A 24,799-nucleotide genomic window follows, 5' to 3' on the forward strand; every position below is an offset into this window, starting at 1 on the left:
CGCCCTCCGCTCACTCCGCCGCGGCGGCGATGCGCCGGCTCTGGCGGGTGAAGGCGTCATAATCCTCCTGCCACTCGGACGGGCCGTTGGAGCGGGAGATCTGCACCGCCGTCACCTTGAACTCGGGGCAGTTGGTCGCCCAGTCCGAGAAGTCGGTGGTGACGACGTTGGCCTGCGTGCCCGGGTGATGGAAGGTGGTGTAGACCACGCCCGGCGCCACGCGGTCGGTGATCTCCGCGCGCAGCGTGGTGCCGCCGGCGCGGCTGTCGACCCGCACCCAGTCGCCGTCGCGCACGCCGCGCTGCTCGGCATCGTGCGGGTGGATCTCCAGCACGTCTTCCGGATGCCAGGCCACGTTCGCCGTGCGGCGGGTCTGCGCGCCGACATTGTAATGGCTGAGGATACGCCCGGTGGTGAGCAGCAGCGGGAAGCGGGCGCCGGTGCGCTCGTCGGTCGGCACATATTCGGTGACGACGAACTTGCCCTTGCCGCGCGCGAACCCGTTGATGTGCATGATCGGCATGCCATCGGGATTGGCATCGTTGCACGGCCACTGCACCGAGCCCATCTCGTCCAGCTTCTTGAAGGAGACGCCGGCAAAGGTCGGGGTCAGCGCGGCGATCTCGTCCATGATCTGCGAGGGGTGGGTGTAGTTCCACCCCAGGCCCATCGCATTGGCGAGCAGCTGCGTGACTTCCCAGTCGCCATAGCCGTTCTTGGGCGCCATCACCTTGCGCACGAGCTGGATGCGGCGCTCGGCATTGGTGAAGGTGCCGTCCTTCTCGAGGAAGGTGCAGCCCGGCAGGAAGACATGGGCGTAGGCGGCGGTCTCGTTCAGGAACAGGTCCTGCACGATGACCAGTTCCATGGCCGCGAGGCCCGAGGCGACGTGATGCGTGTCCGGGTCGGACTGCAGGATGTCCTCGCCCTGGATGTAGATCGCCTTGAAGGTGCCGTCGACGGCGGCGTCCAGCATGTTGGGAATGCGCAGGCCCGGCTCGGGATCGAGCGGACGGCCCCACATGGCCTCGAAGGTGGCGCGGGTGGCGTCGTCGGAGATGTGGCGGTAGCCCGGCAGCTCATGGGGGAAGGAGCCCATGTCGCACGAGCCCTGCACGTTGTTCTGGCCGCGCAGCGGGTTCACGCCGACGCCGCGACGGCCGATATTGCCGGTCGCCATGGCGAGGTTGGCGATGGCCATCACGGTGGTGGAGCCCTGGCTGTGCTCGGTGACGCCGAGGCCGTAATAGATCGCCCCGTTGCCGCCAGTGGCATAGAGCCGGGCGGCGCCGCGGATCAGCTCGGCCGGCACGCCGGAAATCTTCTCGACCTCTTCGGGCGAGTGGCGCTTGTCGGCGACGAACTCGGCCCAATCCTGGAACTCGTCCCAGTCGCAGAACTGGCGGACATAGGCCTCGTTCACCAGCCCCTCGGTCACGACCACATGGGCCAGCGAGGTGACGATGGCGACATTGGTGCCGGGCTGCAGCGGCAGGTGGAAATCCGCCTTGATATGGGCCGAGCGCACCAGATCGATGCGGCGCGGATCGACCACGATCAGCTTGGCGCCCTGGCGCAGCCGCTTCTTCATGCGCGAGCCGAACACCGGGTGGCCGTCGGTCGGGTTGGCGCCGATGATGAGGACAACATCGGTATCCTCGATCGAATCGAAATCCTGCGTGCCGGCCGAGGTGCCGAAAGCCTGGTTCAGGCCATAGCCGGTCGGCGAGTGGCAGACGCGGGCGCAGGTGTCGACATTGTTGGTGCCGAAGCCGGCGCGGATGATCTTCTGGACGAGATAGGCTTCCTCATTGGTGCAGCGCGAGGAGGTGATGCCGCCGACCGACTTGCGGCCATAGGCTTCCTGGATGCGCGCCAACTCGGACGCGGTGTGGCTGATCGCCTCTTCCCACGACACTTCCCGCCACGGGTCAGTGACCTTGGCGCGGATCATCGGCTTGGTGATGCGGTCCTGGTGCGTGGCATAGCCCCAGGCGAACCGGCCCTTGACGCAGGAATGGCCGCGATTGGCCTTGCCATCCTTCCACGGCACCATGCGCACCACTTCCTGGCCGCGCATTTCCGCCTTGAAGGTGCAGCCGACGCCGCAATAGGCGCAGGTCGTGACCACCGAATGCTCGGGCGTGCCGATCTCGATCAGCCGCTTCTCGGAGAGGGTGGCGGTCGGGCAGGCCTGCACGCAGGCGCCGCACGAGACGCATTCGGAGGTGAGGAAGGCTTCCGACTGGCCCGCCGAGACGCGCGAGCCGAAGCCGCGGCCGGAAATGGTGAGCGCGAAGGTGCCCTGCACTTCCTCGCAGGCGCGCACGCAGCGATTGCAGACGATGCACTTGGCGGGGTCATAGGTGAAGTACGGGTTCGACTCGTCCTTCGGCATGACCAGCTCGGAGGTCGGGGCGAAATGGTTCGCGCCTTCCATGCCGTAGCGCACTTCGCGCAGGCCGACCGCGCCGGCCATGTCCTGCAGCTCGCAGTCGCCATTGGCGGCGCAGGTGAGGCAGTCCAGCGGGTGGTCGGAGATATACAGTTCCATCACACCCTTGCGCAGCTGCGCGAGGCGCGTCGTCTGGGTGTGCACCTTCATGCCGGGCATGACCGGCGTGGTGCAGGAGGCGGGCGTGCCGGCGCGGCCCTCGATTTCGACGAGGCAGAGACGGCAGGAGCCGAAGGCATCCAGCGAATCGGTGGCGCAGAGCTTGGGGATCTGCGTCCCCATCTCCATCGCCGCGCGCATGATGGAGGTACCTTCGGCGACCGAGATTTCCATCCCGTCAATGGTGAGCGTCACCATCTTGTCGGTCTTGGGAGCGGGCGTGCCGTAGTCGATCTCATGGACGAGAGACATGGGTTGCGTCCTTCTCATTCGGCGGCTTCGAGGCGGCGCGGCGGGGCGCCGAACTCCTCGGGGAAATGGTTCAGGGCACTCAGCACCGGATAGGGGGTAAACCCGCCAAGGGCGCAAAGGGATCCCAGCTTCATGGTCTGGCAGAGGTCGGTCAGCGTCGCGAGGTTGGCCTCGACGCGCTGGCCGGCGATGATGCGGTCCATCAGTTCCACGCCGCGCGTCGAGCCGATGCGGCAGGGCGTGCACTTGCCGCAGCTCTCGACCGAGCAGAACTCCATGGCGAAGCGCGCCATCTTCGCCATGTCGGCGCCCTCGTCGAACACGACGATGCCGCCATGGCCGATCAGCGCGTCCTTCGCGGCGAAGGCCTCGTAGTCGAAGGGCAGGTCGAACTGCCAGGTCGGCACATAGGCGCCGAGCGGGCCACCCACCTGCGCGGCCTTGACCGGCTTGCCCGAGGCGGTGCCGCCGCCAATGTCATTGACCAGTTCGCCCAGCGTGATGCCGAAGGCGGTCTCGAACAGGCCGCCGAACTTCACGTTGCCGGCAATCTGGATCGGCATCGTGCCGCGCGAGCGGCCCATGCCGAAATTGGCGTAGAACTCGCCGCCATCGGCCAGGATATGCGGCACGGCGGTAAGCGAGAGCACGTTGTTGATGACGGTCGGCTTCTGGAACAGGCCCTTGTGCGCCGGCAGCGGCGGCTTGGCGCGCACCGTGCCGCGCTTGCCCTCCAGGCTGTCCAGCAGCGCGGTCTCCTCGCCGCACACATAGGCGCCGGCGCCCATGCGCACTTCCATGTCGAAGCTGTGCTGCGAGCCGGCAATGTTGACGCCCAGCATGCCATGGGCCCGGGCGACCTGGATCGCCTTTTCCATGGCGGCAATGGCGTGCGGATATTCCGAGCGGGTGTAGACGAAGCCCTTGGTGGCGCCCACCGCGATGCCGGCGATGGTCATGCCCTCGATCAGCTCGAACGGATCGCCTTCCATGATCATGCGGTCGGCGAAGGTGCCGCTGTCGCCCTCGTCGGCATTGCAGACGATGTATTTGCGGTCCGCCTTGGCGTCCGCCACGGTCTTCCACTTGATGGCGGTGGGGAAGCCGGCGCCGCCGCGTCCGCGCAGGCCCGACTTCTTGACTTCCTCGATGATCTCGACCGGGCCGAGCGCGAGCGCGCGCTCCAGCCCCTTGTAGCCGCCATGGGCGCGATAATCGGAGAAGGAGGCGGGATCGACGATGCCGCAGCGCGCGAAGGTGAGGCGCGTCTGCTTCGCCATGAAGGGGTGTTCCTCCGGCTTGCCGATGCGCAGATCATGCGCCGCGCCGGTCAGGAAGCCCGCTTCGAACAGGGCTTCCACGTCATCCGCCTCGACGGGGCCATAGCCGATGCGCCCCTCTGACGTGGCGACCTCGACGAGCGGCTCCAGCCACAGCATGCCGCGCGAACCGGTGCGGATGATCTCGACCGGCTGGCGACGCTTCAGCGCGGCGGCCTCGATGGCGGCCACCACCTCGTCGGCGCCGCAGGCAATGGCGCAGGCGTCCTTGGGAACGTAGATGCGAATGCTCACGGCGTTTGCGTTCACGACTGGGCCTCCGCGATCAGCGCGTCGAGACGACGCTCGGTGAGACGGGCGACGATGCGGCCGTCCAGCATGGCGGAGGGCGCCGTGGCGCACAGGCCGAGGCAATAGATCGGCTCGACGGTGACGCGGCCATCCGCCGTGGTCTCGCCCAGCTTGCAGCCGAGCCGGTGCTCGGCATGGTCGGCCAGCGCATCGCCGCCGGCGGCCTGGCAGGCCTCGGCCCGGCAGAGCTTCAGCACATGCCGGCCCGCCGGCTCATGGCGGAAATCATGATAGAAGGTAACGACGCCATGCACTTCGGCGCGGGAAATGTTCAGCAGCTCGGCGAGCATCGGCACGATGGCGTCGGGCACGTGGCCGAACGTCTCCTGCACCGCGTGGAGCATGGGCATCAGCGGCCCCTCGAGGTGCGAGAATTCCTCGATCACCGCGCGGGCGCGCTCCTCGCTCCAGGGTTCGTAATGCGGCATCTTCTCCCGGGCCTTCTTTTAAAGTTTTCCAAACGAACCATCGCGCGCGGCGAAACCGAAATCAATCCGGGCGTTCCGTGCCTTGATAGAATTTTTCTATCGTCAAGGTGCGGCCACGTCGCAGCTGTGGATGGCGGCGTCGATTTTGTTCCTCAAATGTTCTTGACGGCATCCGGTAAGCCGCTACGCTGACCTCGCGGAGGCGGGATTTCCGGCGAGCGGTGGGGGCGCGGCATGGTCCAGCGCGTGGCGACGGTGGCATTCGAAGGCGTCGAGGCACGGGCCGTCGACGTGCAGGTGCAGGTCAGCCCGGGCCTGCCGGCCTTCAATCTGGTCGGGCTGGCCGACAAGGCCGTCACCGAGGCGAAGGAGCGGGTGCGCGCGGCGCTCATCGCCTCCGGCCTCGCCCTGCCGGCCAAGCGCATCACCGTGAATCTCGCCCCGGCGGACCTGCCCAAGGAGGGCAGCCATTACGACCTTCCCATCGCGCTCGGGCTGATGGCGGCGATCGGCGCCTTCCCGCCCGAGGCGCTGGACGGCTTCACCGTGGTGGGCGAACTGGCGCTCGACGGGCGCATCGCCCCCGTGGCCGGCGTGCTGCCGGCGGCGATCGGCGCCAATGCGCGCGGCCATGGCCTCATCTGCCCGGCCGCCTGCGGGCCGGAGGCCGCCTGGGCGAGCCCGGACCTCGCGGTGCTGGCGCCGCAATCGCTCATCCAGCTGGTGAATCATTTCGCCGGGCGCCAGAACCTTGCCCGCCCCGAACCCCGGCTCGACGGCGGGGCGGCGGCATTGCCGGACCTCTCCGACGTGAAGGGCCAGGAGACCGGCAAGCGGGCGCTGGAAATCGCCGCCGCCGGCCGCCACAATCTCCTGCTCAGCGGCCCGCCGGGCTCGGGCAAGTCGATGCTGGCGCAGCGCCTGCCCTCCATCCTGCCTCCGCTCGCCCCGGCCGAACTGCTCGAAGTGTCGATGATCGCCTCGGTGGCCGGCACGCTGCAGGGCGGCGCGCTGACCAACCGGCGCCCGTTCCGCGCGCCCCATCATTCGGCCAGCATGGCGGCGATGGTGGGCGGGGGCATGCGGGCGCGGCCGGGCGAGGTCTCGCTCGCCCATAATGGCGTGCTGTTTCTCGACGAATTGCCGGAATTCGCCCCGGCCGTGCTGGATTCGCTGCGCCAGCCGCTGGAGACCGGCGAGGCGGTGATCGCCCGCGCCAATCATCGCATCGCCTATCCCGCCCGCTTCCAGCTGGTGGCCGCCATGAACCCCTGCCGCTGCGGGCGGGCCGGCGAGCCCGGCTATACCTGCCGCCGTGGCCCGCGCTGCGCCGGCGACTATCAGGCGCGGCTGTCCGGCCCCTTCCTCGACCGCATCGACCTCAATCTCGACGTGCCGGCGGTCTCCGCCATCGACCTGGTGCGCCCCGGCCCGGCCGAGGCGAGCGCGGTGGTCGCCGCCCGCGTCGCCGAGGCGCGGCACGCCCAGCGCGAGCGCTTCCTGGCGCTGGGCCGGCCGGACCTGTTCACCAATGCCGAGGCGAGCGGGCCCATCCTGGAAGAGATCGCCGCGCCCGACGCGAGCGGCGCGGCGCTGCTGGCCGATGCCGCCCGGCTGATGCGGCTGTCCGCCCGCGGCTATCACCGGGTGCTGCGGGTGGCGCGCACGCTGGCCGACCTCGCCGGCGCGGAAAATGTGGGCCGCGCCCACCTCGCCGAAGCGTTGGCCTATCGCGCCAGCGCCGACCGCACCACCGCCGCGGCCTGAGAAAGCCGGGGCACGGCGCCGTCGAAGCCGGCTGAAGTCAACCGTGCGTGGGGTTCGGCAGCCGCATCCCGCACCCCCGCGCGAGCCCGCTCGCTTTCCGAAGCTGCGGAGGCCTATGCCAGCCTGGCCGCATCCCGCACCCCCGCGCGAGCCCGCTCGTGCGCCGAGAAGGCCGGAATGCGGCCGCCCCGGCGGGTGTTCGCCCGCGCGAGGCCCGGATGATGAGCGGGTCGCGCGGAAGAAACCGCCGTCACGACCTGTCACATGCGCGTCCTACAGATGTGATTCCAATCAGATGGCGCTATAAGTGCAATTCGAGGCTGGGGACCTTGCCATGACCGATGTGGTTGGCGACGCAAATGTCGAGGCGGGTTCAGCGGGCGCTCACCCGGCGCTGCGGGCGCTGTTCAAGCCCCCCTTTCTCTCCCCCGCGCTGCTGAAATCGCTCACGCCCGGCTATCGGCCGGCCGGCGCCCCGCCGCTGCCCTTCATGCCGTCGGCTTTCGCGCCCTCCCGTTTCATGCCGGCGCTGCGCTCCTATTCCGGCCTGCGCCATCGCGAGAGCCGCGCCAATCCGGGCCCGGCGAGCCTGGGACGCATCGGCGCGCTGGAGGTTCGGCTGGCCACCACCGCGGCCGACGTGCGGCGCGCCCAGCGGCTGCGCTACGAGGTGTTCTACGAGGAGATGTCAGCCATCCCGGCGGCGACGGTGCGCCTCGCCCGCCGGGATTTCGACGCGTTTGATGCGTTTTGCGATCATCTTCTGGTGCTCGACCACGATAATTGCCGCATGGTGCGCGGGCGCCGGGTGCCGAAAGTGGTCGGCACCTACCGGCTGCTGCGGCAGGAAATCGCCGCGCGCCATGGCGGGTTCTACACCGCCGGCGAGTTCGACATCGCCCCGCTGCTCGCCCGCCATCCGCACCGCCGCTTCCTGGAACTCGGCCGCTCCTGCGTGCTCTCGCCCTATCGCACCAAGCGCACGGTCGAACTGCTCTGGCATGGCATCTGGGCCTATGTCCGCCGCCACGGCATCGATGTGATGTTCGGCTGCGCCAGCCTGGAGGGTTCCGATCCGCGCGCGCTCGCCCGGCCGCTCGCCTTCCTGCACCATTTCGCTCCCACCGAGGCCGAGTGGCTGGCGGACGCGCTGCCGCGCCACGCCGCCGCGATGGACCGGCTGCCGCGCGAGGGGATGGACGCCAAGGCGGCGCTGAACGAATTGCCGCCGCTCATCAAGGGCTATCTGCGGCTCGGCGCCATGATCGGCCGCACGGCGGTGGTCGACCATCAGTTCGGCACGACGGACGTGCTGATCGTGCTGCCCATCGAGCGAATCAACCCGCGATATATCGACCATTTCGGCGTCAATGCCGAGCGCCACGCCGCCTGAGGCGCGGCGTCGAGACGCTTCGTAGCGAGAGCCGGGCATCGCGGATCCGGGATCAAGCCCGCGCGTGCGGGACACCGAGGCCAGCGGTCTTGAGGCTGGCGGTCTTGAGGCCGGCGGTCTTGAGGCTGGCAGTCTTCCCGTGCCTGCGCGCGGTCGCGTGCCGGCTCGGCGCGTCCCGATCGGCGACGTGACCCACGATGTGGCCCACGACATGGCCGACGTCGTGGAACCAGGGCGCCTCTCCTTGCATCCGCGCGCTGGACAGGCGGGGCGCATCGGCGCCGAATATCTGCGGCAGCCGAGCGACGGTGGCGGGAGTCTCGATGAGGCGCCGGGCGGGGCACGCGGGGTACCGAAACGCGGCCCGCACCCGCACGACTCCATCGCGCGCGGCATTTTCGCCAGCCCGCCCTCTTGCCGGCCTTGCGCACCTTGGCCGGCCCGCCCATATCTGTCGCAACGGGATGCCCTTGCGGGGTCCCACAACACAAAGTCGCTTCAGACAAGGACTTTGGGAGCATGTCGCGTATTCCCTCGCTGTCGAGCCCCTTCCTGCTCGGCTTTGATGAGGTCGAGCGGGCGCTCGATCGCGTCATCAAGGGCTCGGACGGCTATCCGCCCTATAATGTGGAGCGGGTGGCGCAGCCGGGCCTGCCGGAGCGGCTCCGGATCACGCTGGCGGTCGCCGGGTTCACCCGCGACCAGCTGGAGGTGACTCTGGAGGAGAAGGAGCTCGTCATTCGCGGCCGCCAGGCCGACGAGCCCGAGCGGGTCTATCTTCACCGTGGCATCGCCGCCCGTCAGTTCCAGCGCACCTTCGTGCTGGCCGACGGCATGCGGGTTCTGGGTGCCGAAATGAAGAACGGACTTTTATCGGTTGACCTCGTCCGCCCGGAACCTGAACGTGTCGTCCGGCGTATCTCCATTGCGACGGACGAGTGAGGGCTTTCCCAAGCCGGTCTCGACAGCTCGAACAGGAGTCGGACCATGACCAATGATTTCCAGCTCAACGCGGCGTCGGCCAGTGAGGCACTGGCCGGTGGCCTCTCGCCGGAAGCCTTCGCCAATCTCGGCGGTGGCCAGATCGCCTATGTGAAGCCGATCACCTCGGAGGAGGCGTCGTCGCTCTTTCCGCAGGCGCGGCTGGCGCCCGGGCTGCAGCTCTACACGCTGCACGCGGCCGACGGCACGCCGATGATGCTGACCGACAGCCGCGAGGCCGCCATTGCCAGCGCGGCGCAGAACGAATTGATGACCGTCAGCCTTCACTGAGCGACCGGCGCGGCGGCTCGTCAGGGCTTTCCTCGCGGGCCACGCCACCGCCCAGAACCGGAAAAACCCGTTCGGCCCCCCCGGGCCGGACGGGTTTTTGTTGGCACGGCCGGGGGCATCATCCGTTCCGTATCCGGAACGACCCGCCCCGCCGGCATCCCCCGCGCGCGGCCTCCTCAGCCGCGGCGCTTGGCTTCGATCGCGTCCCACACGAGGGCGGCGATGTCCGGCCCGCCGAGCCGGCGCACGGCGCGGATGCCGGTGGGGGCGGTCACGTTGATCTCGGTGAGATAGCCGCCGATCACGTCGATGCCGGTCAGCAGCAGGCCCTTGGCGCGCAGCGAGGGGCCGAGCCGCTCGCAGATCTCGCGCTCGCGAGGGGTGAGGTCGGTTTCCTTCGCCGCCCCGCCGCGCACCATGTTGGAGCGCAGGTCGCCCTCGCTCGGCACCCGGTTGACCGCACCGGCAAACACGCCATCCACCAGAATGATGCGCTTGTCGCCCTCGCTCACCGCCGGCAGGAAGCGCTGCACCACCCAGGGCTCGCGGAACACATTGGCGAACAGGTCGTAGAGCGAGCCGAAATTGAGATCGTCGCGGGTGAGGCGGAACACCGAGGCGCCGCCATGGCCATAGAGCGGCTTGACCACGATGTCGCCGTGCTCCTGCCGGAACGCCTTGATCTCCTCGAAGTCGCGGGTGATCAGCGTCGGGGGCATCAGATCCGGGAATTCGGTGACGAAGATCTTCTCCGGCGCGTTGCGCACCTCGCGCGGGTCGTTCACCACCAGCGTCTTCGGATGCACGCGCTCCAGAAGATGGGTCGCGGTGATGTAGTTCAGGTCGAAAGGCGGATCCTGCCGCATCAGGATCACGTCGAAACTGTCGAGCCGCACCCGCTCGCGCGCGCCCAGCGTGTAGTGATCGCCCTTGATGTCGCGCACCTCGACCGGCTCGACGGTGGCAAAGACCTCGCCATCGCGCATGGCGAGGCGATCGGTGGTGTAATAGGAGAGCCGGTGGCCGCGCGCCTGCGCTTCGAGCATCAGCGCAAAGCCGGAATCCCCGGCAATGTTGATGCGATCCAACGGGTCCGTCTGGATGGCGACGTTGAGAATCATGGCAATTCCGTCTCGGCAGAAGGCGCGCCCCGGCTGTACGGGCACGCACGAGGGGGCCGGCGGGAAGACCGGCATGTCGGCTCCTGATGTAATCCCTCCGCGCCTCGCGCGCCATGGTGGCGCGGCACCCGCGCGAGCGCGTTTTCACGCCGGGCTGGCGCAAGGGAAGATGCGCCGGGCCACCGCGCCGGCAGGGGCGGTGAATGGCGCTCCGCCGGCCGGCGCTACTCGGCCTCGAAGGCGCCGGGCAGATGCACGGGCTTTGCACCGGGCGCCACCAGCACCACGTCGAGCCGCAGATCCAGCCCGGCGAGGTCCGGATGGCCGGCGAGGTAGACTTCCGCCGCGCCGGCAATGCGCCGGCGCTGGCGCGGCAGCAGCGATTCGGCGGCGCGCGCCAGCGAGGCGCGGGCCTTTACCTCCACGAACACGACCAGACCGTCGCGCCGCGCCACCAGGTCGATCTCGCCGCGCGGGGTGCGCACGCGCCGCGCCAGAATAACGAAGCCCTGCCGCTCCAGCAGCGCGGCCGCCACCGCCTCGGCATCGACGCCACGGGAGAAGGCGGCGCGCTTCGCCTCGGTCATGGCGCCCATTCCATCCTGTTGACCCCAGTCGCGCGGGTCACGGTGCGTCACCCGGCGCGCCGCCCGGCGCGTCAGGTCGTGCGTCGGCGGGCGCGTCGTCGCCCCCATCCTGCAGCGCGAGAGCGCGGGCATAGACCGCGCGCTTGGGCAGGCCGGTCGCCGTCGCCACCGCCGCCGCCGCGTCCTTCACCGAGAGCGAGGCCAGCGCGCGGCGCAGGGCGGCATCGAGATCCTCCGCGCGCGCCTCCTCCGCCAGCGGCGGGCCGACCACCAGCACGATCTCGCCCTTGGGCGACCCGGCCTCGGCATAATGGGCGGCCAGCGCGTCGAGCGGGCCGCGCCGCACCTCCTCGAACGCCTTGGTCAGTTCGCGGCACACCGCCGCCGGTCGGGGCCCGAGGCCGGCGGCGAGATCGGCGAGGCTCTCGGGCAGGCGCGGGCCGCTCTCATAAAGCACCAGCGTCGCCGGCAGCGCCTTGAGTTCGCTGATGCGGGTGCGCCGCGCGCCGCTCTTGGGCGGCAGGAAGCCCTCGAAGAAGAAGCGGTCGGTCGGCAGGCCGGCGGCCACCAGCGCCGCGAGGCTGGCCGAGGCGCCCGGCACCGGGATGACGCGGTGGCCGCCGGCGATCGCCGCCTCCACCAGCTTGTAGCCGGGATCGGAGACCAGCGGCGTGCCGGCATCCGACACCAGCGCCACCACGCCGCCCTCGGCCAGCCGGCCGAGGAGGCGCGGTCGCATGTGCTCGGCATTATGGTCGTGATAGGCGACCAGCGACGTTTCGATGCCGTAACGATCCAGCAGACGCCGCGTCACCCGCGTGTCCTCGCAGGCGATGAGGTCGGCGCCGGCCAGTGTCTGCAGCGCCCGCAGCGTCACATCGGCCAGATTGCCGATCGGTGTCGCGACAATGTGAAGACCCGGCTCGGGGCGTGCCGCCGGCACGACCGAACCGGCAAGGCGGAACTGGCGGGGACGCGTGGCGTCAGAAGGCGTATGGCTCATGCCTTCCTCATAGCAGATCGGCCGGCGAACCGACCGCGCGCGCCGGCAAAATCCGCGCGTCCGCCGGGGCGTTCCGTGGATATGTCGCCGCGCGCCCGGCCGTGCGGCGTGACAGGACGCGTCGACGCGTCCTAAAGATAGGTTAACGCGCGCCACGAGCGGCGGAAATTCAGGCCCCGAGCCCGGCACGCATGGACGACAGCTTCATTTCCGCCCGCCGCCGGCGCCGCGTCGCCTTGCAGACCAGCCGTCGCGCCTTCCTCCTCATGGCCGGGAGTGCCACGCTGGCCGCGTGCGGCTCGACGCGCGAGGCCGCGCCGCCGCAGGCGCAGCTGCCACCCGCCGAGCCGGTGGCGCCGCAGCAGCCGGCCAATGTGATCGGCGGCGGCGCGGTGCGCGTCGGGCTGATCCTGCCGCTCGGTGCCAGCGGAAATGCCGCGCTGGCCGCGCAATCGCTGCGCAACGCCGCCGAGATGGCGATGGCCGAATTCACCGGCGCCAACATCCAGATCATCGTCAAGGATGACGGCGGCAGCGGGCCGGGCGCGCAGGCCGCCGTGCAACAGGCCATGGACGAGGGCGCCCGCGCCATCATCGGCCCGGTTTTCGCCCACACCGTCGCCGCCGCCGGGCTTGTGGCCCGCCCGCGCGGCGTGCCGGTGGTCGGCTTCTCGACCGATACCAATGTCGCGACGCAGGGCGTCTATCTGCTCAGCTTCCTGCCGCAGACCGATGTCGAGCGCGCCGTGCGCTACGCCGCCTCGATCGGCCGGCGCGGCTTTGTCGGGCTGGTGCCGGACAATGCCTATGGCTCGGTGGTCGAGGCCGCCTTCCGCGAGACCGTGCCGGCGACCGGCGGGCGCATTCTCGGGCTGGAGCGCTACGGCACCGGCGGACAGGCGCCGTTCGCCGAGGCCGCGCGGCGCCTCGCTCCCTCCGCCATGCAGGCGGATGCGCTGTTCCTGCCCGACGCCGCCGATGCGGTGCCGCAGGCGCTGCAGGCTCTCGATGCGGCCGGCGTTCCGCTCGCGGGCAAGCAGTTGATCGGCACGGGCCTGTGGGACGACCGCCGGCTGTTCGCCGCTCCCTCGGTGGCGGGCGGCCTCTTCGCCGCGCCGGACCCGGCAGGCTTCCGCGCCTTCACCGAACGCTACCGCGCGCGCTACAGCCGCGAGCCGGTGCGCACCGCCACGCTCTCCTATGACGCGGTGACGCTGATGGCGGCGCTGGTGGCGGCCCATGGGGAGACCGGCATCAGCGATGCGGCGATCCAGAATCCGTCGGGCTTCACCGGCATTGACGGCATTTTCCGCTTCCGCGCCGACGGCACCAACCAGCGCGGCCTCGCGGTGATGCAGATCGGCAATGGCGCGGCACAGATCGTCAGCCCCGCCCCGCGCAGCTTCGCGCAGGCGACATAGGGGCCTCTTGGCAAGGCCTTTTGGTATAAAGCTTCTTGGTAAAGCCATCTGCCGTCATCCCGAACGGCCGCGGGCGGATCCGGGATGACGGGCGGATGGGGAAACGTTCCCGCCTCACGCCGCCAGATCCGCCACGATGGCGTCGAGCACGGGGAAGCCGCGCGGGGTGACGCGCAGGCGCCGGCCGGGCATTTCCTCGATCATGCCTTCCTCAAGGAGGGCGACGAGGCGGGCGGGATCGAAATCGCGGCCGGACAGCTGCGCGAAGCGGTCGCGGTCAATGCCTTCCGCCAACCGTAGCCCCATCAGCAGGAATTCATCCGCCTGCTCGGAGCGCGCCAGCCTCTCATCCGTGAGGATGCCGTGGCCATGCGTCTCCACCCGCGCCAGCCAGTCCTCCGGCCCGCGCTCGGTGGAAGTGGCGAAGCGGTCCTCATCCACCACCAGCCGGCCATGCGCGCCCGGGCCCAGCCCGGCATATTCGCCATAGCGCCAGTAAAGCTGGTTGTGCCGGCTCTCGGCGCCGGGCCGGGCGTGGTTGGAAATCTCGTAGGCCGGCAGGCCGGCCTGCTCGGTGGTCTGCTGCGTCACATCCCACAGCGCGCGGGCCAGTTCGCCATCGGGCACGATCAGCTTGCCGGCGGCATGGAGCGCGGCGAAGGGCGTGCCGTCCTCGATGGTCAGCTGGTAGAGCGAGAGATGCTCGCAGCCCTCGCCGATGGCGCGCCGCAATTCGGCCGCCCACGCTTCCGGCGTCTGGCCGGGACGGGCATAGATGAGATCGAACGACACCCGCTCGAAGGCGGCGCGCGCCACCGCGACGGCGGCCAGCGCCTCCGCGGCGCTGTGCATGCGGCCCAGCGCCTTGAGCGAGGCATCGTCGAGCGCCTGCACGCCCAGCGAGACGCGGTTGACGCCGGCGGCGCGATAGCCGCGGAAGCGCCCGGCTTCGACGCTGGTGGGGTTGGCCTCCAGCGTCACCTCGGCACGGGCGTCGAGCGGCCAGGCAGCATCGATCGCCTCAAGGATGGCGCCGACCGTGCCGGGCTCCATCAGCGAGGGCGTGCCGCCGCCGAAGAACACGCTCTGCGTCCGCCGCTGGCCGATGCGCGCGCGCATATGGGCGATTTCCGTGCGGAACGCCGCAAGGAAACGCGCCTGATCGGGCGGGGAATGGCGCACATGCGAGTTGAAGTCGCAATAAGGGCACTTGGCCTTGCAGAAAGGCCAATGCACATAGACGCCGAAGCCGGGATCGGCCGGCGGCGGGGCCTGCCGCGCGCGGGGATCAGCCAAGGCGGTCTTCAAGCGGGGTAGCGTCCCCGTCATCGAAGGTCGCCCCGAGGGACGCCTGCGCCAGGGCCATGAAGGCACGGGCCCGGTGCGACAGGCCGCGCCCGAGCGGGGGCAGTCCGTGCTTCTCGTCGCCCGTCATCTCGCCGAACGTGCGCTCGTGACCGTCCGGCTGGAACATCGGATCATAGCCGAAGCCGGAGGGACCGCGCGGCGGCCAGACCAGCGTGCCCTCGACAATGCCCTCGAAATCCTCGACATGGCCATCCGGCCAGGCCAGGCAGAGGGCGGAAATGAAGAAGCCCCGGCGATCCTCGGGCTCATCGGCCCCCGCCTCGCGCAACTCTTCCTCGACCCGCGACATGGCCTTGTAGAAATCCTTCTCCGGCCCGGCCCAGCGGGCGGTGTAGAGGCCCGGCGCGCCTCCCAGCGCCTCGACGCAGAGCCCGGAATCGTCGGCGAAGGCCGGCAGGCCGGTGGCGGTGGCAGCGGAAATCGCCTTGATGCGGGCATTCTCGCCGAAGGTGAGCCCGGTTTCCTCGGGCTCGGGCAGGTCCAGTTCGCCCGCCGAGACGGCCTCGACGCCATAGGGCGCGAGCAGGCCGCGCATTTCCTCGAGCTTGCCGGGATTATGCGTGGCAATGACGATCCGGCCGGTCAGGCGGCGGTGCTGTTCCATCGGCGCAGGTCCCCTCAGGCCACGGCGAGCTTCTGCAGGTCGACAAGCCTGCCCACGCCCTTGCGGGCCAGGCCGAGCATGGTGTTGAACTCGGCTTCCGTGAAGGGGGTCTTTTCCGCGGTGCCCTGCACCTCGACGAAGCCGCCGGTGCCGGTCATCACGAAGTTCACGTCGGTCTGCGCATCGGAATCCTCGACATAATCGAGATCGAGCCGCGCCTCGCCGTCGACAATGCCGCAGGAGACGGCGGCGACATGGTCGCGCAGCGGGAGGGTGGAGATCATGCCGCGCGACTTCATCCAGCTCAGGCAATCATGCAGCGCCACCCAGGCGCCGGTGATCGAGGCGGTGCGGGTGCCGCCATCGGCCTGGATCACGTCGCAATCGACGGTGATCTGACGCTCGCCGAGCTTTTCGAGATCGACGATGGCGCGCAGCGAGCGGCCGATCAGGCGCTGGATCTCCTGGGTGCGGCCGGACTGCTTGCCGGCGGCGGCCTCGCGGCGGGTGCGGTCATGGGTGGCGCGCGGCAGCATGCCGTATTCCGCCGTCACCCAGCCACGCCCCTGCCCCTTCAGCCAGGGCGGCAGGCGCTCTTCCAGCGTGGCGGCGACGAGGACATGGGTCTCGCCGAACTTGACGAGACACGAGCCTTCGGCATGGCGCAGCACGCCGCGCTCGAAGCTGACGGCACGCATCTCGTCGTGCGAGCGGCGGGAAGGGCGCATGGCTGAATTCTCCTGAACTGTCGGCGCCCTTGTAAGGGTGGCGCGCCGGGTGCGCAACGCCACGTTGGGCCGCGCGCGCGTCGCCGGGGAAGCGATCGTGCCCCCAAGCTTGAACCGGCGCCGCGATTGCCGAACTATATATGTTGTGCCACCAACAGGACCGGCATCGCAAAAGAGACAGGCGTGATCATGGCCTTCGACCCTCTCATGTCCGCCACGCCGTCGCTCGCCCGGCTCGACGAACGCTCGCGCGAGATCTTCCGCCAGATCGTCGAGACCTATCTGGCGACCGGCGAGCCGGCGGGCTCGCGCAACATCTCCCGCCTCATTCCCATGACGCTGTCGCCCGCCTCGGTGCGCAACGTGATGGCGGACCTGGAAGCGGCCGGCCTCATCTTCGCGCCGCATACCAGCGCCGGGCGCCTGCCGACCGAACTGGGGCTGCGCTTCTTCGTCGATGCGCTGCTGGAAATCGGCGACGTCTCGGAGGACGAGCGCAACTCGATCGAGACGCAGGTGCGTGCCGCCGCCAAGGCGCAGACCGTGGAAGGCGTGCTGGCGGAGGCAACCAACCTTCTGTCCGGCCTCACCCGCGGGGCGGGCGTCGTCACCACGACGAAGAGCGACACGCGGCTGAAACATATCGAGTTCGTCGCGCTCGATCCGACACGCGCGCTGCTGATCCTGGTGTCCGAGGATGGCGAGGTGGAGAATCGGCTGGTGCCGCTGCCCACCGGCCTGCCCGCCTCGGCGCTGGTCGAGGCGACCAACTTCCTCAATGCCCGCACGCGCGGGCGAACCCTGGCCGAGCTTCGCCACGAGGTGGAGCGCTCGCTCACCGCACGGCGCGCCGAGCTGGACGAGGTCACCGCCCGCGTGGTCGAGACCGGCCTCGCCAGCTGGTCCGGCGGCGACAAGGCCGAGCGCCGGCTTATCGTGCGCGGCCAGACACGGCTGCTGCACGACCTGCGCGCCATCGAGGACCTGGAGCGCGTGCGCCTGCTGTTCGACGACCTCGAATCCAAGCAGGAGGTGGTCGACCTCCTGGGCCGCGCCGAGGAGGCGCAGGGGCTGCGCATCTTCATCGGCTCCGAGAACAAGCTGTTCTCGCTCTCGGGCTCCTCCACCATCGTGGCGCCCTATCGCGACGGGCAGGGAAGGGTGGTCGGCGTGCTTGGGGTGATCGGCCCGACACGGCTGAACTATGCCCGCATCGTGCCCATGGTGGATTTCACCGCCCGGGTGGTGAGCCGGGTGCTGGCCGGTCCGGGGATTGACGCGGCTTGATTTTTCGCGCCCGCAACCCGATATGGCGGGCGTCCGCGTGGCGTTGTCGCGCGGGTAGTCCATTCCCGACGAGGTACCTATGAGCGAAGACACCCGCAACCCGGCGGAACAGCCCGACACTTCGGCCAGCGTTCCCCCCGAGGCGAGCGCGCCGGCGCCGGAGGACATCGCCGCCCAGTTCGCCGCCGAAAAGGAACGGCTGGAGGCCGAGATCGCGAGCCTGAAGGACAAGTTCCTGCGCGCCTTCGCCGAGGCCGACAATGTGCGCCGCCGCGCCGAGCGTGAGGTCGCCGACGCCAAGGTCTACGGCATTACCGGCTTCGCGCGCGACGTGCTGACCGTCGCCGACGATTTCGAGCGGGCCCTCGCCGCCATCGACGCCGATGCGCGCGCCAAGGCCGAGGGCACGCTGAAGACGCTGCTCGACGGCATCGACCTCACCAGCCGCGCCCTGACCCAGACGCTGACCAAGCACGGTGTGGCGAAGATCGAGCCGGAAGGCGCCAAGTTCGACCCGAATCTGCATCAGGCGATGTTCGAGGTGCCGAATACCGAGATCCCGTCCGGCACGGTGGTGCAGGTGGTGCAGCCCGGCTACACGATCGGCGGCCGTGTGCTGCGTCCCGCGCTGGTCGGCGTGTCCAAGGGCGGCCCGAAGGCCGCGCCGGCCGAGACCCCCGCCGCGCAGGGCTGAGTTCGACGAGCGCCGCCGGATGCCGCGGCGCTCGTCACCCCACCATGACTCTTGCCGCAGTGGCCCTTACCGCAGTTCGATGCCGTCGCGCAGGCCGCGCATGGCATCGAAATTGGCGTCGAAACCGTCCGCCGGGGCGACGCCGACCATGCGCAGGTAATTGCCGCGGCTGAAGCGGATCCACTGCGCGACCTTGAGCGGCTTGCCGCTCTGCACTTCCTCCGCCGAGGCGATCACCTCGATGCCCGGCTGCCCGCCGATGCGCAGCGGGCCGCCCCGCTCGATGCGCAGGTTCTTCACGCCCGGCACGGTGGCGATGGCGCGCTTGGCGAGGCTCTCGCGCTCTTCCTCGCGCACGTCCCCGCGCGCGACGGAAGCGATGAAATAAGGGTGCTCACCCGCCGCATCCGGCCCGGTTCCCTCGCCCTTGACGCCCTCGCCCTTGACCAGCAGCACGGCCGAAGCGCCCAGCACCTTCAGCACGCGATAGCCTTCCATGTTGGCGATGGAGAAGGGCAGGCGCGCCAGCATCTCGTCCTGCGTCGGCGGCGCCCGGAAGGTGATGCTGCGCAACGCCGCCTCGATCATCGCATCGGAATATCCCGCGCTGGCCGCTTCGGGAAACTGCACCGTCACCATGGCGGCGGTGGTGTCATTGCGGGCGACCAGGATCCATTTCTTCAGCGCCACCGCGCCGACACTCTGGTAGCCGGCGAACAGCATGCCCTTGCTGCCATTGGCCAGCTCGAAATCGCGCTTGCTCTCGATGGTGATGTTCTTGCCCTGCAGCGCCTCCGGGCGGAAGCTGGCGATGACATCGTCATAGGCGGCGGCCGGCACTTCGAGGATCAGGATCGCCGCCTGCGCACCGCGATTCTCGAAGCCGCTGACGCCGGGAATCTCCACCATGCCCGGCGGTGGCTCGAGGCCGACCGAGCCCTGATTGGGAAAGACCGCCTGCGCGGCGGCCGGCAGGACGCCGGCCAGCAGGAGCGGCAGGCAGGCCAGCAGCGCGGCCAGAATGGCGGCGATGGGGGCGCGTATCGGGCGGCGCATTCCTTATCCTTCAGATGGCGCGGGTGGAACCGGCAGGCCGGCACCCCGCAGCGTCGGGCAAGAGCGGTGATCGGTAGGCAAGAGGCGTGAACAGGAGGCAAGGGGCGGGAGGCGTGGTCGAACCCCGTTGTTTACGCGCAAAAAGGCGGAATTTCGCCATGATCCGCCATATGCACGCGACGTAACGTCAGATTGATGCGTCCGGGCTGGCGCAGCAGGGTCGAGCTTTCCGGCAGGATGCGGTCGATGCCGTGAAAGGCGAGCCGGCTCGGCCCCGACAGCAGCAGCGCGTCGCCCGAGGCGAGGCGGATCGAGCGTGTGGGATCCTTGCGCGCCGTCCCGCCGATGCGGAACAGCGCCGTGTCGCCCAGCGAGAACGACAGCACCGGGGCGGAAAATTCCGCCTCGTCGCGGTCCTGATGCAGTCCCATGCGGGCACCGGGCGCGTACCAGTTGATGAGGCAGGCCTCCGGCGCCAGCGTCGTGCCGGCAAGTTCCGCCCAGGCCCGCGTGAGCAGATCGGGAAAGGGCGGCCACGGCTCGCCGGTTTCGGGATGGGTCGGCTGGTAGCGATAGCCGGTCTGGTCCGACACCCAGCCGAGCGGCCCGCAATTCGACATGCGCACCGAGAACGGCTTTCCCGTGCGCGGCATGCGCGGGGTGAACAGCGGCGCGGCGATGAGGATCTGTCGCAGTTCCTCCGCCAGCGCTTCCTGCCCCGGCCTGTCGAGCCAGCCGGGCCACCACAGGCAGCCGGGAGCGATTTCGATCGGCGCGGGGGTAGCCGACGCCATGCGTCAGAGCTTCCTCAGCGCCACCGCCTCGACCTCGTGGTCGCCGCCCTTGCGCAGGATCAGGTCGGCGCGCTGGCGGGTCGGCAGGATGTTCTCGCGCAGGTTCGCGAGGTTGATCGTGTGCCAGATCGCCCGCGCGGTGGCGTCGGCCTCGGCGTCGGAGAGGGTGGAATAACGGTGGAAATAGGCGGCCGGGTCGCGGAACGCGGTCTGCCGCAGCCGCATGAAGCGCTCGACATACCAGCGCTCCAGGATCGCCTCGTCGGCATCGATATAGATCTTGAAGTCGAAGAAGTCGGAGACGAAGGGAATGCCCTTGCCGTCCTTGGGCGGGCGCGAGGTCTGCAGCACGTTCAGCCCCTCGACGATGAGGATGTCGGGCTGGTCGACCTCGACCGATTCATTCGGCATCACGTCATAGTTGAAATGGCTGTAGATCGGCGCCCGCACCGGCCGCCGGCCGGCCTTGATGTCGGACAGGAAGTGCAGCAGCGCCGGCAGGTCGTAGCTCTCGGGAAAGCCCTTGCGGCTCATCAGCCCTTCCTGCTCCAGCACGGCATTGGGCAAGAGAAACCCGTCGGTCGTCACCAGCGCCACCTTGGGCGTGTTCGGCCAGCGCCCGAGCAACGCCTGCAGCACGCGCGACGTCGTGGACTTGCCCACCGCCACCGATCCGGCGACGCCGATAATATAGGGCATCTTGCCGCCTTCCTCGGGGCCGAGGAAGCGCTGCATGGCGCGGAACAGCTTCTGCGTGGCGCCGACATACATGGACAGAAGGCGCGAAAGCGGGAGATAGATCTCCTCGATCTGGGACAGCGACAGCCGGTCGTTCAGCCCCTGCAGCCGGGCGATCTCGTCCGGCTGCAGGGGCTGGGGCGTGTCGGCGCGCAGCGTCGCCCATTCGGCGCGCGTGAAATTGCGGTAGGGCGAGAGCCCGCGTTCGTCGAGCTTCATTTCCATCGGCACGTTTCCCGGTCCCGTCGCCCGGGCGTTGAGATCGCAGGGCGTTGGATCGACCGATACCACATCGGCCCGGGCCGTCACACGGCCGTCACGCGGCCGGAAGGCGGGAAAGGGCCGTGCCCGCCCGTCAGCCCGGGCGGGACGCCTTCTCCTCCAGGCCGGACTGGCGCGTGCGACGGGCCAACTCGGCATAGACGTCTTCCAGCGGCACGCCGCGCGCCTGCAACAGCACGACCAGATGGTAGAGAAGATCGGCGGTTTCGGAAACGACGGCTTTGGTATCAGCACCGACCGCGGCGAGCGCGGTCTCCACCGCCTCCTCGCCAAGCTTCTGCGCGCATTTGGCGACGCCCTTGGCCAGAAGCGTGCGCGTATAGGATGCCTCGCCCTCCCCCGTCGCCCGCCGCGCGACGAGGGCGGCGAGTTGTTCCAGAGTCACGCGTTCACTCAGATCCGCCATATTCCGCCACCTTGTCCGCCTCGCTCAAAACGTGTCGCCGCCGCCGCCGCGGACCGGCAGCCCGGCCGCGGCGAGCCGCTCCTTGGCTTCACCGATGGTGAAGGTGCCGAAATGGAAGATCGACGCCGCCAGCACCGCCGAGGCGCCGCCGTCGCGGATGCCGTCGACCAGGTGATCGAGCGTGCCCACCCCGCCCGAGGCGATGACCGGCACCGACACGGCGTCGGAAATGGCGCGGGTCAGCTCCAGGTCGAAGCCCTCGCCGGTGCCGTCGCGATCCATCGAGGTGAGAAGAATCTCGCCGGCGCCGAGCGACACGACTTCGCGGGCGTAGTCGACCGCGTCGAGGCCGGTGCGGTTGCGCCCGCCATGGGTGAAAATCTCCCAGCGCGGCGGCTCGCCGGGCGCGGACACTTTCTTGGCGTCGATGGCAACGACGATGCACTGCTCGCCGAACTTGTCCGCCGCCTCGCGCACGAATTCGCGCCGGTTCACCGCCGCGGTGTTGATCGACACCTTGTCGGCGCCGGCATTGAGCAGCGCCCGGATATCTTCCACCGTGCGCACGCCGCCGCCCACGGTGAGCGGCATGAAGCACTGCTCGGCGGTGCGGCTCACCACGTCGATCAGCGTGCTGCGCGCCTCGACGCTGGCGGTGATGTCGAGGAAGCACAATTCGTCGGCGCCGGCGGCGTCATAGGCCTTCGCCGCCTCCACCGGATCGCCGGCATCGCGCAGGTCGACGAATTTCACGCCCTTGACGACACGGCCGTCCTTGACGTCGAGGCAGGGAATGACGCGAACCTTGAGGCGCGACTCCTCGCTGGACTTCATCCCGCTCATGCCGGCAGCCCCGCCACCAGCGCCAGCGCCGCGCGCGGATCCAGCCTTCCATCATAGAGCGCGCGCCCGGTAATGGCGCCCTCCAGCTTTTTCGCGCGCGGCTCCAGCAGCGCCTTCACATCCTCGATCGAGGCGAGGCCGCCGGAGGCGATGACGGGAAGCGAGATGGCATCGGCCAGCGCGATGGTCGCCTCAAGGTTGAGCCCCTTCAGCAGGCCGTCGCGGGCGATGTCGGTATAGATGATGGCGGCGACGCCGGCATCCTCGAAGCGCCGCGCCAGTTCCAGCGCGGTAAGCTCGGAGGTCTCCGCCCAGCCTTCCACCGCCACGTGCCCGTCTTTGGCATCTAACCCCACCGCGACGCGGCCGGGGAAGCGGCGCGCCGCCTCCCTCACGAAGGCCGGATCGCGCACCGCCGCCGTGCCGAGGATGACGCGCGTTATGCCCTTGGCCAGCCAGGCCTCGACACCTGCGAGATCGCGAATGCCGCCGCCGAGTTGCACCGGCATGGCGACGGTCTCCAGGATGCGCTCGACCGCGATCGCGTTCACCGGCTTGCCGGCAAAGGCGCCGTCGAGATCGACAATGTGCAGGTAGCGAAAGCCCTGGGCCTCGAAGACGGCCGCCTGCTGCGCCGGGTCGTGGTTGAAGATGGTGGCCCGTGCCATGTCGCCCTGTTGCAGGCGCACGCACTTGCCTTCCTTGAGATCGATGGCGGGAAAAAGGATCACGGCGTCCACGCGAGGAAATTGGCGAGAAGGGCGAGGCCGAGGCGCTGGCTCTTCTCCGGATGGAACTGGGTTCCGGCAATGTTGTCGCGGCCGACCACCGCCGTGACCTTGCCGCCATAGTCGCTGGTGGCGATCACGTCGACGGGGCGCGCCGCATTCAGGTGATAGGAATGGACGAAATAGGCGTCGAGGCCGGCCGGCCCCGTGGGGATGCCGGCGAGGAGTGGGTGCGGGCGCACCAGATCGAGCGAATTCCAGCCCATGTGCGGAATCTTCAGCGCGGGATCGGTGGGGGCGAGCTTGACCACATCGCCCTCGATCCAGCCAAGGCCCCGCGTTTCGCCGTGCTCAAGCCCGCGCGTCGCCATCAGCTGAAGGCCCACGCAGATGCCCAAAAACGGCGTGCCGCGGCCGAGCACCGCCTCGGTGAGCGCCTCGACCATGCCCGGCACGGCGTCCAGCCCGCGCCGGCAGTCGGCATAGGCCCCCACCCCCGGCAGCACGATGCGATCGGCGCGGCGCACCACCTCCGGGTCGGCCGTCACCAGCACGGTGCGGTTGCCGGCGCTCTCGCGGGCGGCGCGCTCCAGCGCCTTGCCGGCGGAATGAAGATTGCCCGAGCCATAGTCGATCAGGGCGACAGGTGCGGGCGGCATCATCGGCCAGCCTCCGGAAACAGGCCGAGCACCGGGCCCGCCGTGGGGCGCGGAACCGGCGTGACAGCAAGGGGGGAGCCCGGGCTGCGGGCGAGCGGGCGAAGGCCCGCCCCGCCGAGCCGGGCCTCGAAATAGCGCTGCTCGGCCGCTTCCAGCGTCGGCGCAGCCACCGCCCCGGCCTCCTCGAAGCCGCGCCACCCAAGGCTCGACCGGCGCAGCGACGGCAGCGCGATGGCGACCGCGATATTGACCAAGAGCGCCAGCAGCGGCACGCCACGCTCAAGCTCCAGCTGGCTCGCCGCGAAACCGATCAGCCCCTGCAGCAGCACGTAGCCGATCAGAGCGAGCCACAGCCGATGGACGAGAAGCACCAGCGGCGCGAGGAGAATCGCGCTCCACGACAATTTCTCCGGCACGAGGACGACGCCGTCCGCCCAAGCGAGCGTGTTCGCCGTCTCGTCCGCGCCGTCCGGCTCGAAAACCGTCCACACCGTCAATGTTCCGCCTCCGAAATCAGCCGCGCCTCAGCCCCCGAGGCTGCCTTTGGTGGAGGGGATTTCCCCCGCGCTCGCCGGATCGATCGCCACCGCTGCCCGGAGCGCCCGGGCGAGGCCCTTGAAGCAGCTCTCGGCGATGTGGTGGGCGTTCAGCCCGTACAGCGTCTCCACATGCAGGGTCAGGCCGGCATGGATGGCGAAGGCCTGAAAGAACTCGCGCACCAGCTCGGTGTCGAATTCGCCGATCTTGGCCGCGGGGAATTCCGTGCGGAAGACGAGGAAGGGCCGACCGGAAATGTCGAGCGCGACGCGGGTCAGCGTCTCGTCCATCGGCATTGCCAAGCTCGCATAGCGGGTGATGCCGCGCATGTCGCCCAGCGCCTGGCGCAGCGCCTGACCGAGCGCGATGCCGACATCCTCCACCGTGTGATGGAAATCGATATGCAGGTCGCCGGTCGCCTGGATGTCCATGTCGATGCGCGAATGGCGGGCGAGCAGGTCCAGCATGTGGTCGAAGAAGCCGACACCGGTCGCGATCGTCGCCTTCCCCGTGCCATCGAGATCGATGGCGAGGCGGATCTGCGTTTCCTTGGTGGCGCGGGTAATGCTGGCCGTGCGCATGGGCG

The 24,799-nt window shown here is 69.5% G+C and carries 25 protein-coding genes; 7 read left to right on the top strand and 18 right to left on the bottom strand.

What is annotated here, in order from left to right; genetic code table 11:
• Positions 1-10: 10 nt before the first annotated feature.
• Genes fdhF through QOZ99_RS10085 form a run of 3 tightly spaced genes read right to left on the bottom strand, consistent with a single transcriptional unit; the run spans position 11 to position 4,925 of the window.
• Entirely contained in the window at positions 11-2,866 is a 2,856-nt protein-coding gene (fdhF, locus tag QOZ99_RS10075; RefSeq protein WP_306889837.1) for a formate dehydrogenase subunit alpha, read from the bottom strand.
• Positions 2,867-2,880: 14 nt separating this feature from the next.
• Positions 2,881-4,440: a formate dehydrogenase beta subunit gene (locus QOZ99_RS10080; protein WP_306889944.1), complete on the bottom strand. Its 1,560-nt coding sequence runs from the start codon at positions 4,438-4,440 to the stop codon at positions 2,881-2,883.
• Positions 4,441-4,451: 11 nt separating this feature from the next.
• On the bottom strand, positions 4,452-4,925 hold the full coding sequence (locus tag QOZ99_RS10085; protein ID WP_306889838.1) for a formate dehydrogenase subunit gamma: 474 nt from the start codon (positions 4,923-4,925) through the stop codon (positions 4,452-4,454).
• Between the two features lie 234 nt (positions 4,926-5,159).
• On the opposite strand from QOZ99_RS10085, the gene QOZ99_RS10090 reads away from it, so the two are divergent.
• The 4 genes from QOZ99_RS10090 (at position 5,160) to QOZ99_RS10105 (ending at position 9,357) form a co-directional block, all read left to right on the top strand.
• Positions 5,160-6,692 carry a YifB family Mg chelatase-like AAA ATPase gene (locus QOZ99_RS10090; RefSeq protein ID WP_306889839.1) on the top strand — a complete coding sequence of 511 codons (1,533 nt, stop codon included), beginning with the start codon at positions 5,160-5,162 and terminating at the stop codon, positions 6,690-6,692.
• 490 nt (positions 6,693-7,182) lie between these two features.
• Positions 7,183-8,085, top strand: a complete 903-nt coding sequence (gene olsB / locus QOZ99_RS10095) for a l-ornithine N(alpha)-acyltransferase (RefSeq protein ID WP_370876834.1) — start codon at positions 7,183-7,185, stop codon at positions 8,083-8,085.
• A gap of 519 nt (positions 8,086-8,604) precedes the next feature.
• On the top strand, positions 8,605-9,027 hold the full coding sequence (locus QOZ99_RS10100; protein WP_183188795.1) for an Hsp20 family protein: 423 nt from the start codon (positions 8,605-8,607) through the stop codon (positions 9,025-9,027).
• Between the two features lie 45 nt (positions 9,028-9,072).
• Positions 9,073-9,357 carry a BQ00720 family protein gene (locus QOZ99_RS10105; protein ID WP_183188794.1) on the top strand — a complete coding sequence of 95 codons (285 nt, stop codon included), beginning with the start codon at positions 9,073-9,075 and terminating at the stop codon, positions 9,355-9,357.
• A gap of 176 nt (positions 9,358-9,533) precedes the next feature.
• Here the strand turns inward: QOZ99_RS10105 and gshB are convergent, their stop codons facing one another.
• The 3 genes from gshB to rsmI all read right to left on the bottom strand — a co-directional run bounded on the left by gshB (position 9,534) and on the right by rsmI (position 12,068).
• A complete protein-coding gene (gene gshB / locus QOZ99_RS10110) occupies positions 9,534-10,478 on the bottom strand; it encodes a glutathione synthase (protein ID WP_306889841.1) in 945 nt (314 codons plus the stop codon).
• Positions 10,479-10,702: 224 nt separating this feature from the next.
• Positions 10,703-11,074, bottom strand: a complete 372-nt coding sequence (locus tag QOZ99_RS10115) for a YraN family protein (RefSeq protein ID WP_306889842.1) — start codon at positions 11,072-11,074, stop codon at positions 10,703-10,705.
• A gap of 28 nt (positions 11,075-11,102) precedes the next feature.
• Positions 11,103-12,068 carry a 16S rRNA (cytidine(1402)-2'-O)-methyltransferase gene (gene rsmI, locus QOZ99_RS10120; RefSeq protein WP_306889843.1) on the bottom strand — a complete coding sequence of 322 codons (966 nt, stop codon included), beginning with the start codon at positions 12,066-12,068 and terminating at the stop codon, positions 11,103-11,105.
• 191 nt (positions 12,069-12,259) lie between these two features.
• Between rsmI and QOZ99_RS10125 the strand changes: the two genes are divergently transcribed.
• A complete protein-coding gene (locus tag QOZ99_RS10125; RefSeq protein ID WP_306889844.1) occupies positions 12,260-13,489 on the top strand; it encodes a penicillin-binding protein activator in 1,230 nt (409 codons plus the stop codon).
• A 114-nt stretch (positions 13,490-13,603) separates the two neighbouring features.
• Here QOZ99_RS10125 and hemW read toward each other — a convergent pair whose 3' ends face one another.
• Genes hemW through rph form a run of 3 tightly spaced genes read right to left on the bottom strand, consistent with a single transcriptional unit; the run spans position 13,604 to position 16,189 of the window.
• On the bottom strand, positions 13,604-14,785 hold the full coding sequence (hemW, locus tag QOZ99_RS10130) for a radical SAM family heme chaperone HemW (protein ID WP_306889845.1): 1,182 nt from the start codon (positions 14,783-14,785) through the stop codon (positions 13,604-13,606).
• Positions 14,778-15,461 (bottom strand): RdgB/HAM1 family non-canonical purine NTP pyrophosphatase, encoded by a 684-nt coding sequence (rdgB, locus tag QOZ99_RS10135; protein WP_306889846.1) that lies wholly within the window; start codon positions 15,459-15,461, stop codon positions 14,778-14,780. The genes hemW and rdgB overlap by 8 nt, the downstream gene beginning before the upstream one ends.
• 14 nt (positions 15,462-15,475) lie before the next feature.
• Entirely contained in the window at positions 15,476-16,189 is a 714-nt protein-coding gene (gene rph, locus QOZ99_RS10140; RefSeq protein WP_306889847.1) for a ribonuclease PH, read from the bottom strand.
• A 189-nt stretch (positions 16,190-16,378) separates the two neighbouring features.
• Between rph and hrcA the strand changes: the two genes are divergently transcribed.
• Entirely contained in the window at positions 16,379-17,476 is a 1,098-nt protein-coding gene (gene hrcA, locus QOZ99_RS10145; protein ID WP_306889848.1) for a heat-inducible transcriptional repressor HrcA, read from the top strand.
• A gap of 79 nt (positions 17,477-17,555) precedes the next feature.
• On the top strand, positions 17,556-18,170 hold the full coding sequence (gene grpE / locus QOZ99_RS10150; protein WP_306889849.1) for a nucleotide exchange factor GrpE: 615 nt from the start codon (positions 17,556-17,558) through the stop codon (positions 18,168-18,170).
• A gap of 66 nt (positions 18,171-18,236) precedes the next feature.
• Here grpE and QOZ99_RS10155 read toward each other — a convergent pair whose 3' ends face one another.
• The 9 genes from QOZ99_RS10155 to hisB form a co-directional block, all read right to left on the bottom strand.
• Positions 18,237-19,226, bottom strand: a complete 990-nt coding sequence (locus tag QOZ99_RS10155) for a hypothetical protein (protein ID WP_306889850.1) — start codon at positions 19,224-19,226, stop codon at positions 18,237-18,239.
• A gap of 131 nt (positions 19,227-19,357) precedes the next feature.
• Entirely contained in the window at positions 19,358-20,020 is a 663-nt protein-coding gene (locus tag QOZ99_RS10160; protein ID WP_306889851.1) for an alpha-ketoglutarate-dependent dioxygenase AlkB family protein, read from the bottom strand.
• A 3-nt stretch (positions 20,021-20,023) separates the two neighbouring features.
• Positions 20,024-20,983 carry a type I pantothenate kinase gene (gene coaA / locus QOZ99_RS10165; RefSeq protein ID WP_306889852.1) on the bottom strand — a complete coding sequence of 320 codons (960 nt, stop codon included), beginning with the start codon at positions 20,981-20,983 and terminating at the stop codon, positions 20,024-20,026.
• A gap of 130 nt (positions 20,984-21,113) precedes the next feature.
• Positions 21,114-21,446 carry a phosphoribosyl-ATP diphosphatase gene (locus QOZ99_RS10170; RefSeq protein ID WP_306889853.1) on the bottom strand — a complete coding sequence of 111 codons (333 nt, stop codon included), beginning with the start codon at positions 21,444-21,446 and terminating at the stop codon, positions 21,114-21,116.
• 24 nt (positions 21,447-21,470) lie between these two features.
• Positions 21,471-22,289 carry an imidazole glycerol phosphate synthase subunit HisF gene (gene hisF / locus QOZ99_RS10175; RefSeq protein ID WP_306889854.1) on the bottom strand — a complete coding sequence of 273 codons (819 nt, stop codon included), beginning with the start codon at positions 22,287-22,289 and terminating at the stop codon, positions 21,471-21,473.
• On the bottom strand, positions 22,286-23,020 hold the full coding sequence (hisA, locus tag QOZ99_RS10180; RefSeq protein ID WP_306889855.1) for a 1-(5-phosphoribosyl)-5-[(5-phosphoribosylamino)methylideneamino]imidazole-4-carboxamide isomerase: 735 nt from the start codon (positions 23,018-23,020) through the stop codon (positions 22,286-22,288). The genes hisF and hisA overlap by 4 nt, the downstream gene beginning before the upstream one ends.
• Positions 23,017-23,676, bottom strand: a complete 660-nt coding sequence (hisH, locus tag QOZ99_RS10185; protein ID WP_370876835.1) for an imidazole glycerol phosphate synthase subunit HisH — start codon at positions 23,674-23,676, stop codon at positions 23,017-23,019. Before hisH ends, hisA begins: the two co-directional genes overlap by 4 nt.
• Positions 23,676-24,167, bottom strand: a complete 492-nt coding sequence (locus QOZ99_RS10190; protein WP_306889945.1) for a DUF2628 domain-containing protein — start codon at positions 24,165-24,167, stop codon at positions 23,676-23,678. The genes hisH and QOZ99_RS10190 overlap by 1 nt, the downstream gene beginning before the upstream one ends.
• Positions 24,168-24,200: 33 nt before the next feature.
• Positions 24,201-24,794 carry an imidazoleglycerol-phosphate dehydratase HisB gene (gene hisB, locus QOZ99_RS10195; RefSeq protein ID WP_306889857.1) on the bottom strand — a complete coding sequence of 198 codons (594 nt, stop codon included), beginning with the start codon at positions 24,792-24,794 and terminating at the stop codon, positions 24,201-24,203.
• Positions 24,795-24,799: the final 5 nt, after the last annotated feature.

It is taken from the genome of Ancylobacter amanitiformis, from assembly GCF_030814815.1.
GTDB lineage: Bacteria > Pseudomonadota > Alphaproteobacteria > Rhizobiales > Xanthobacteraceae > Ancylobacter > Ancylobacter amanitiformis.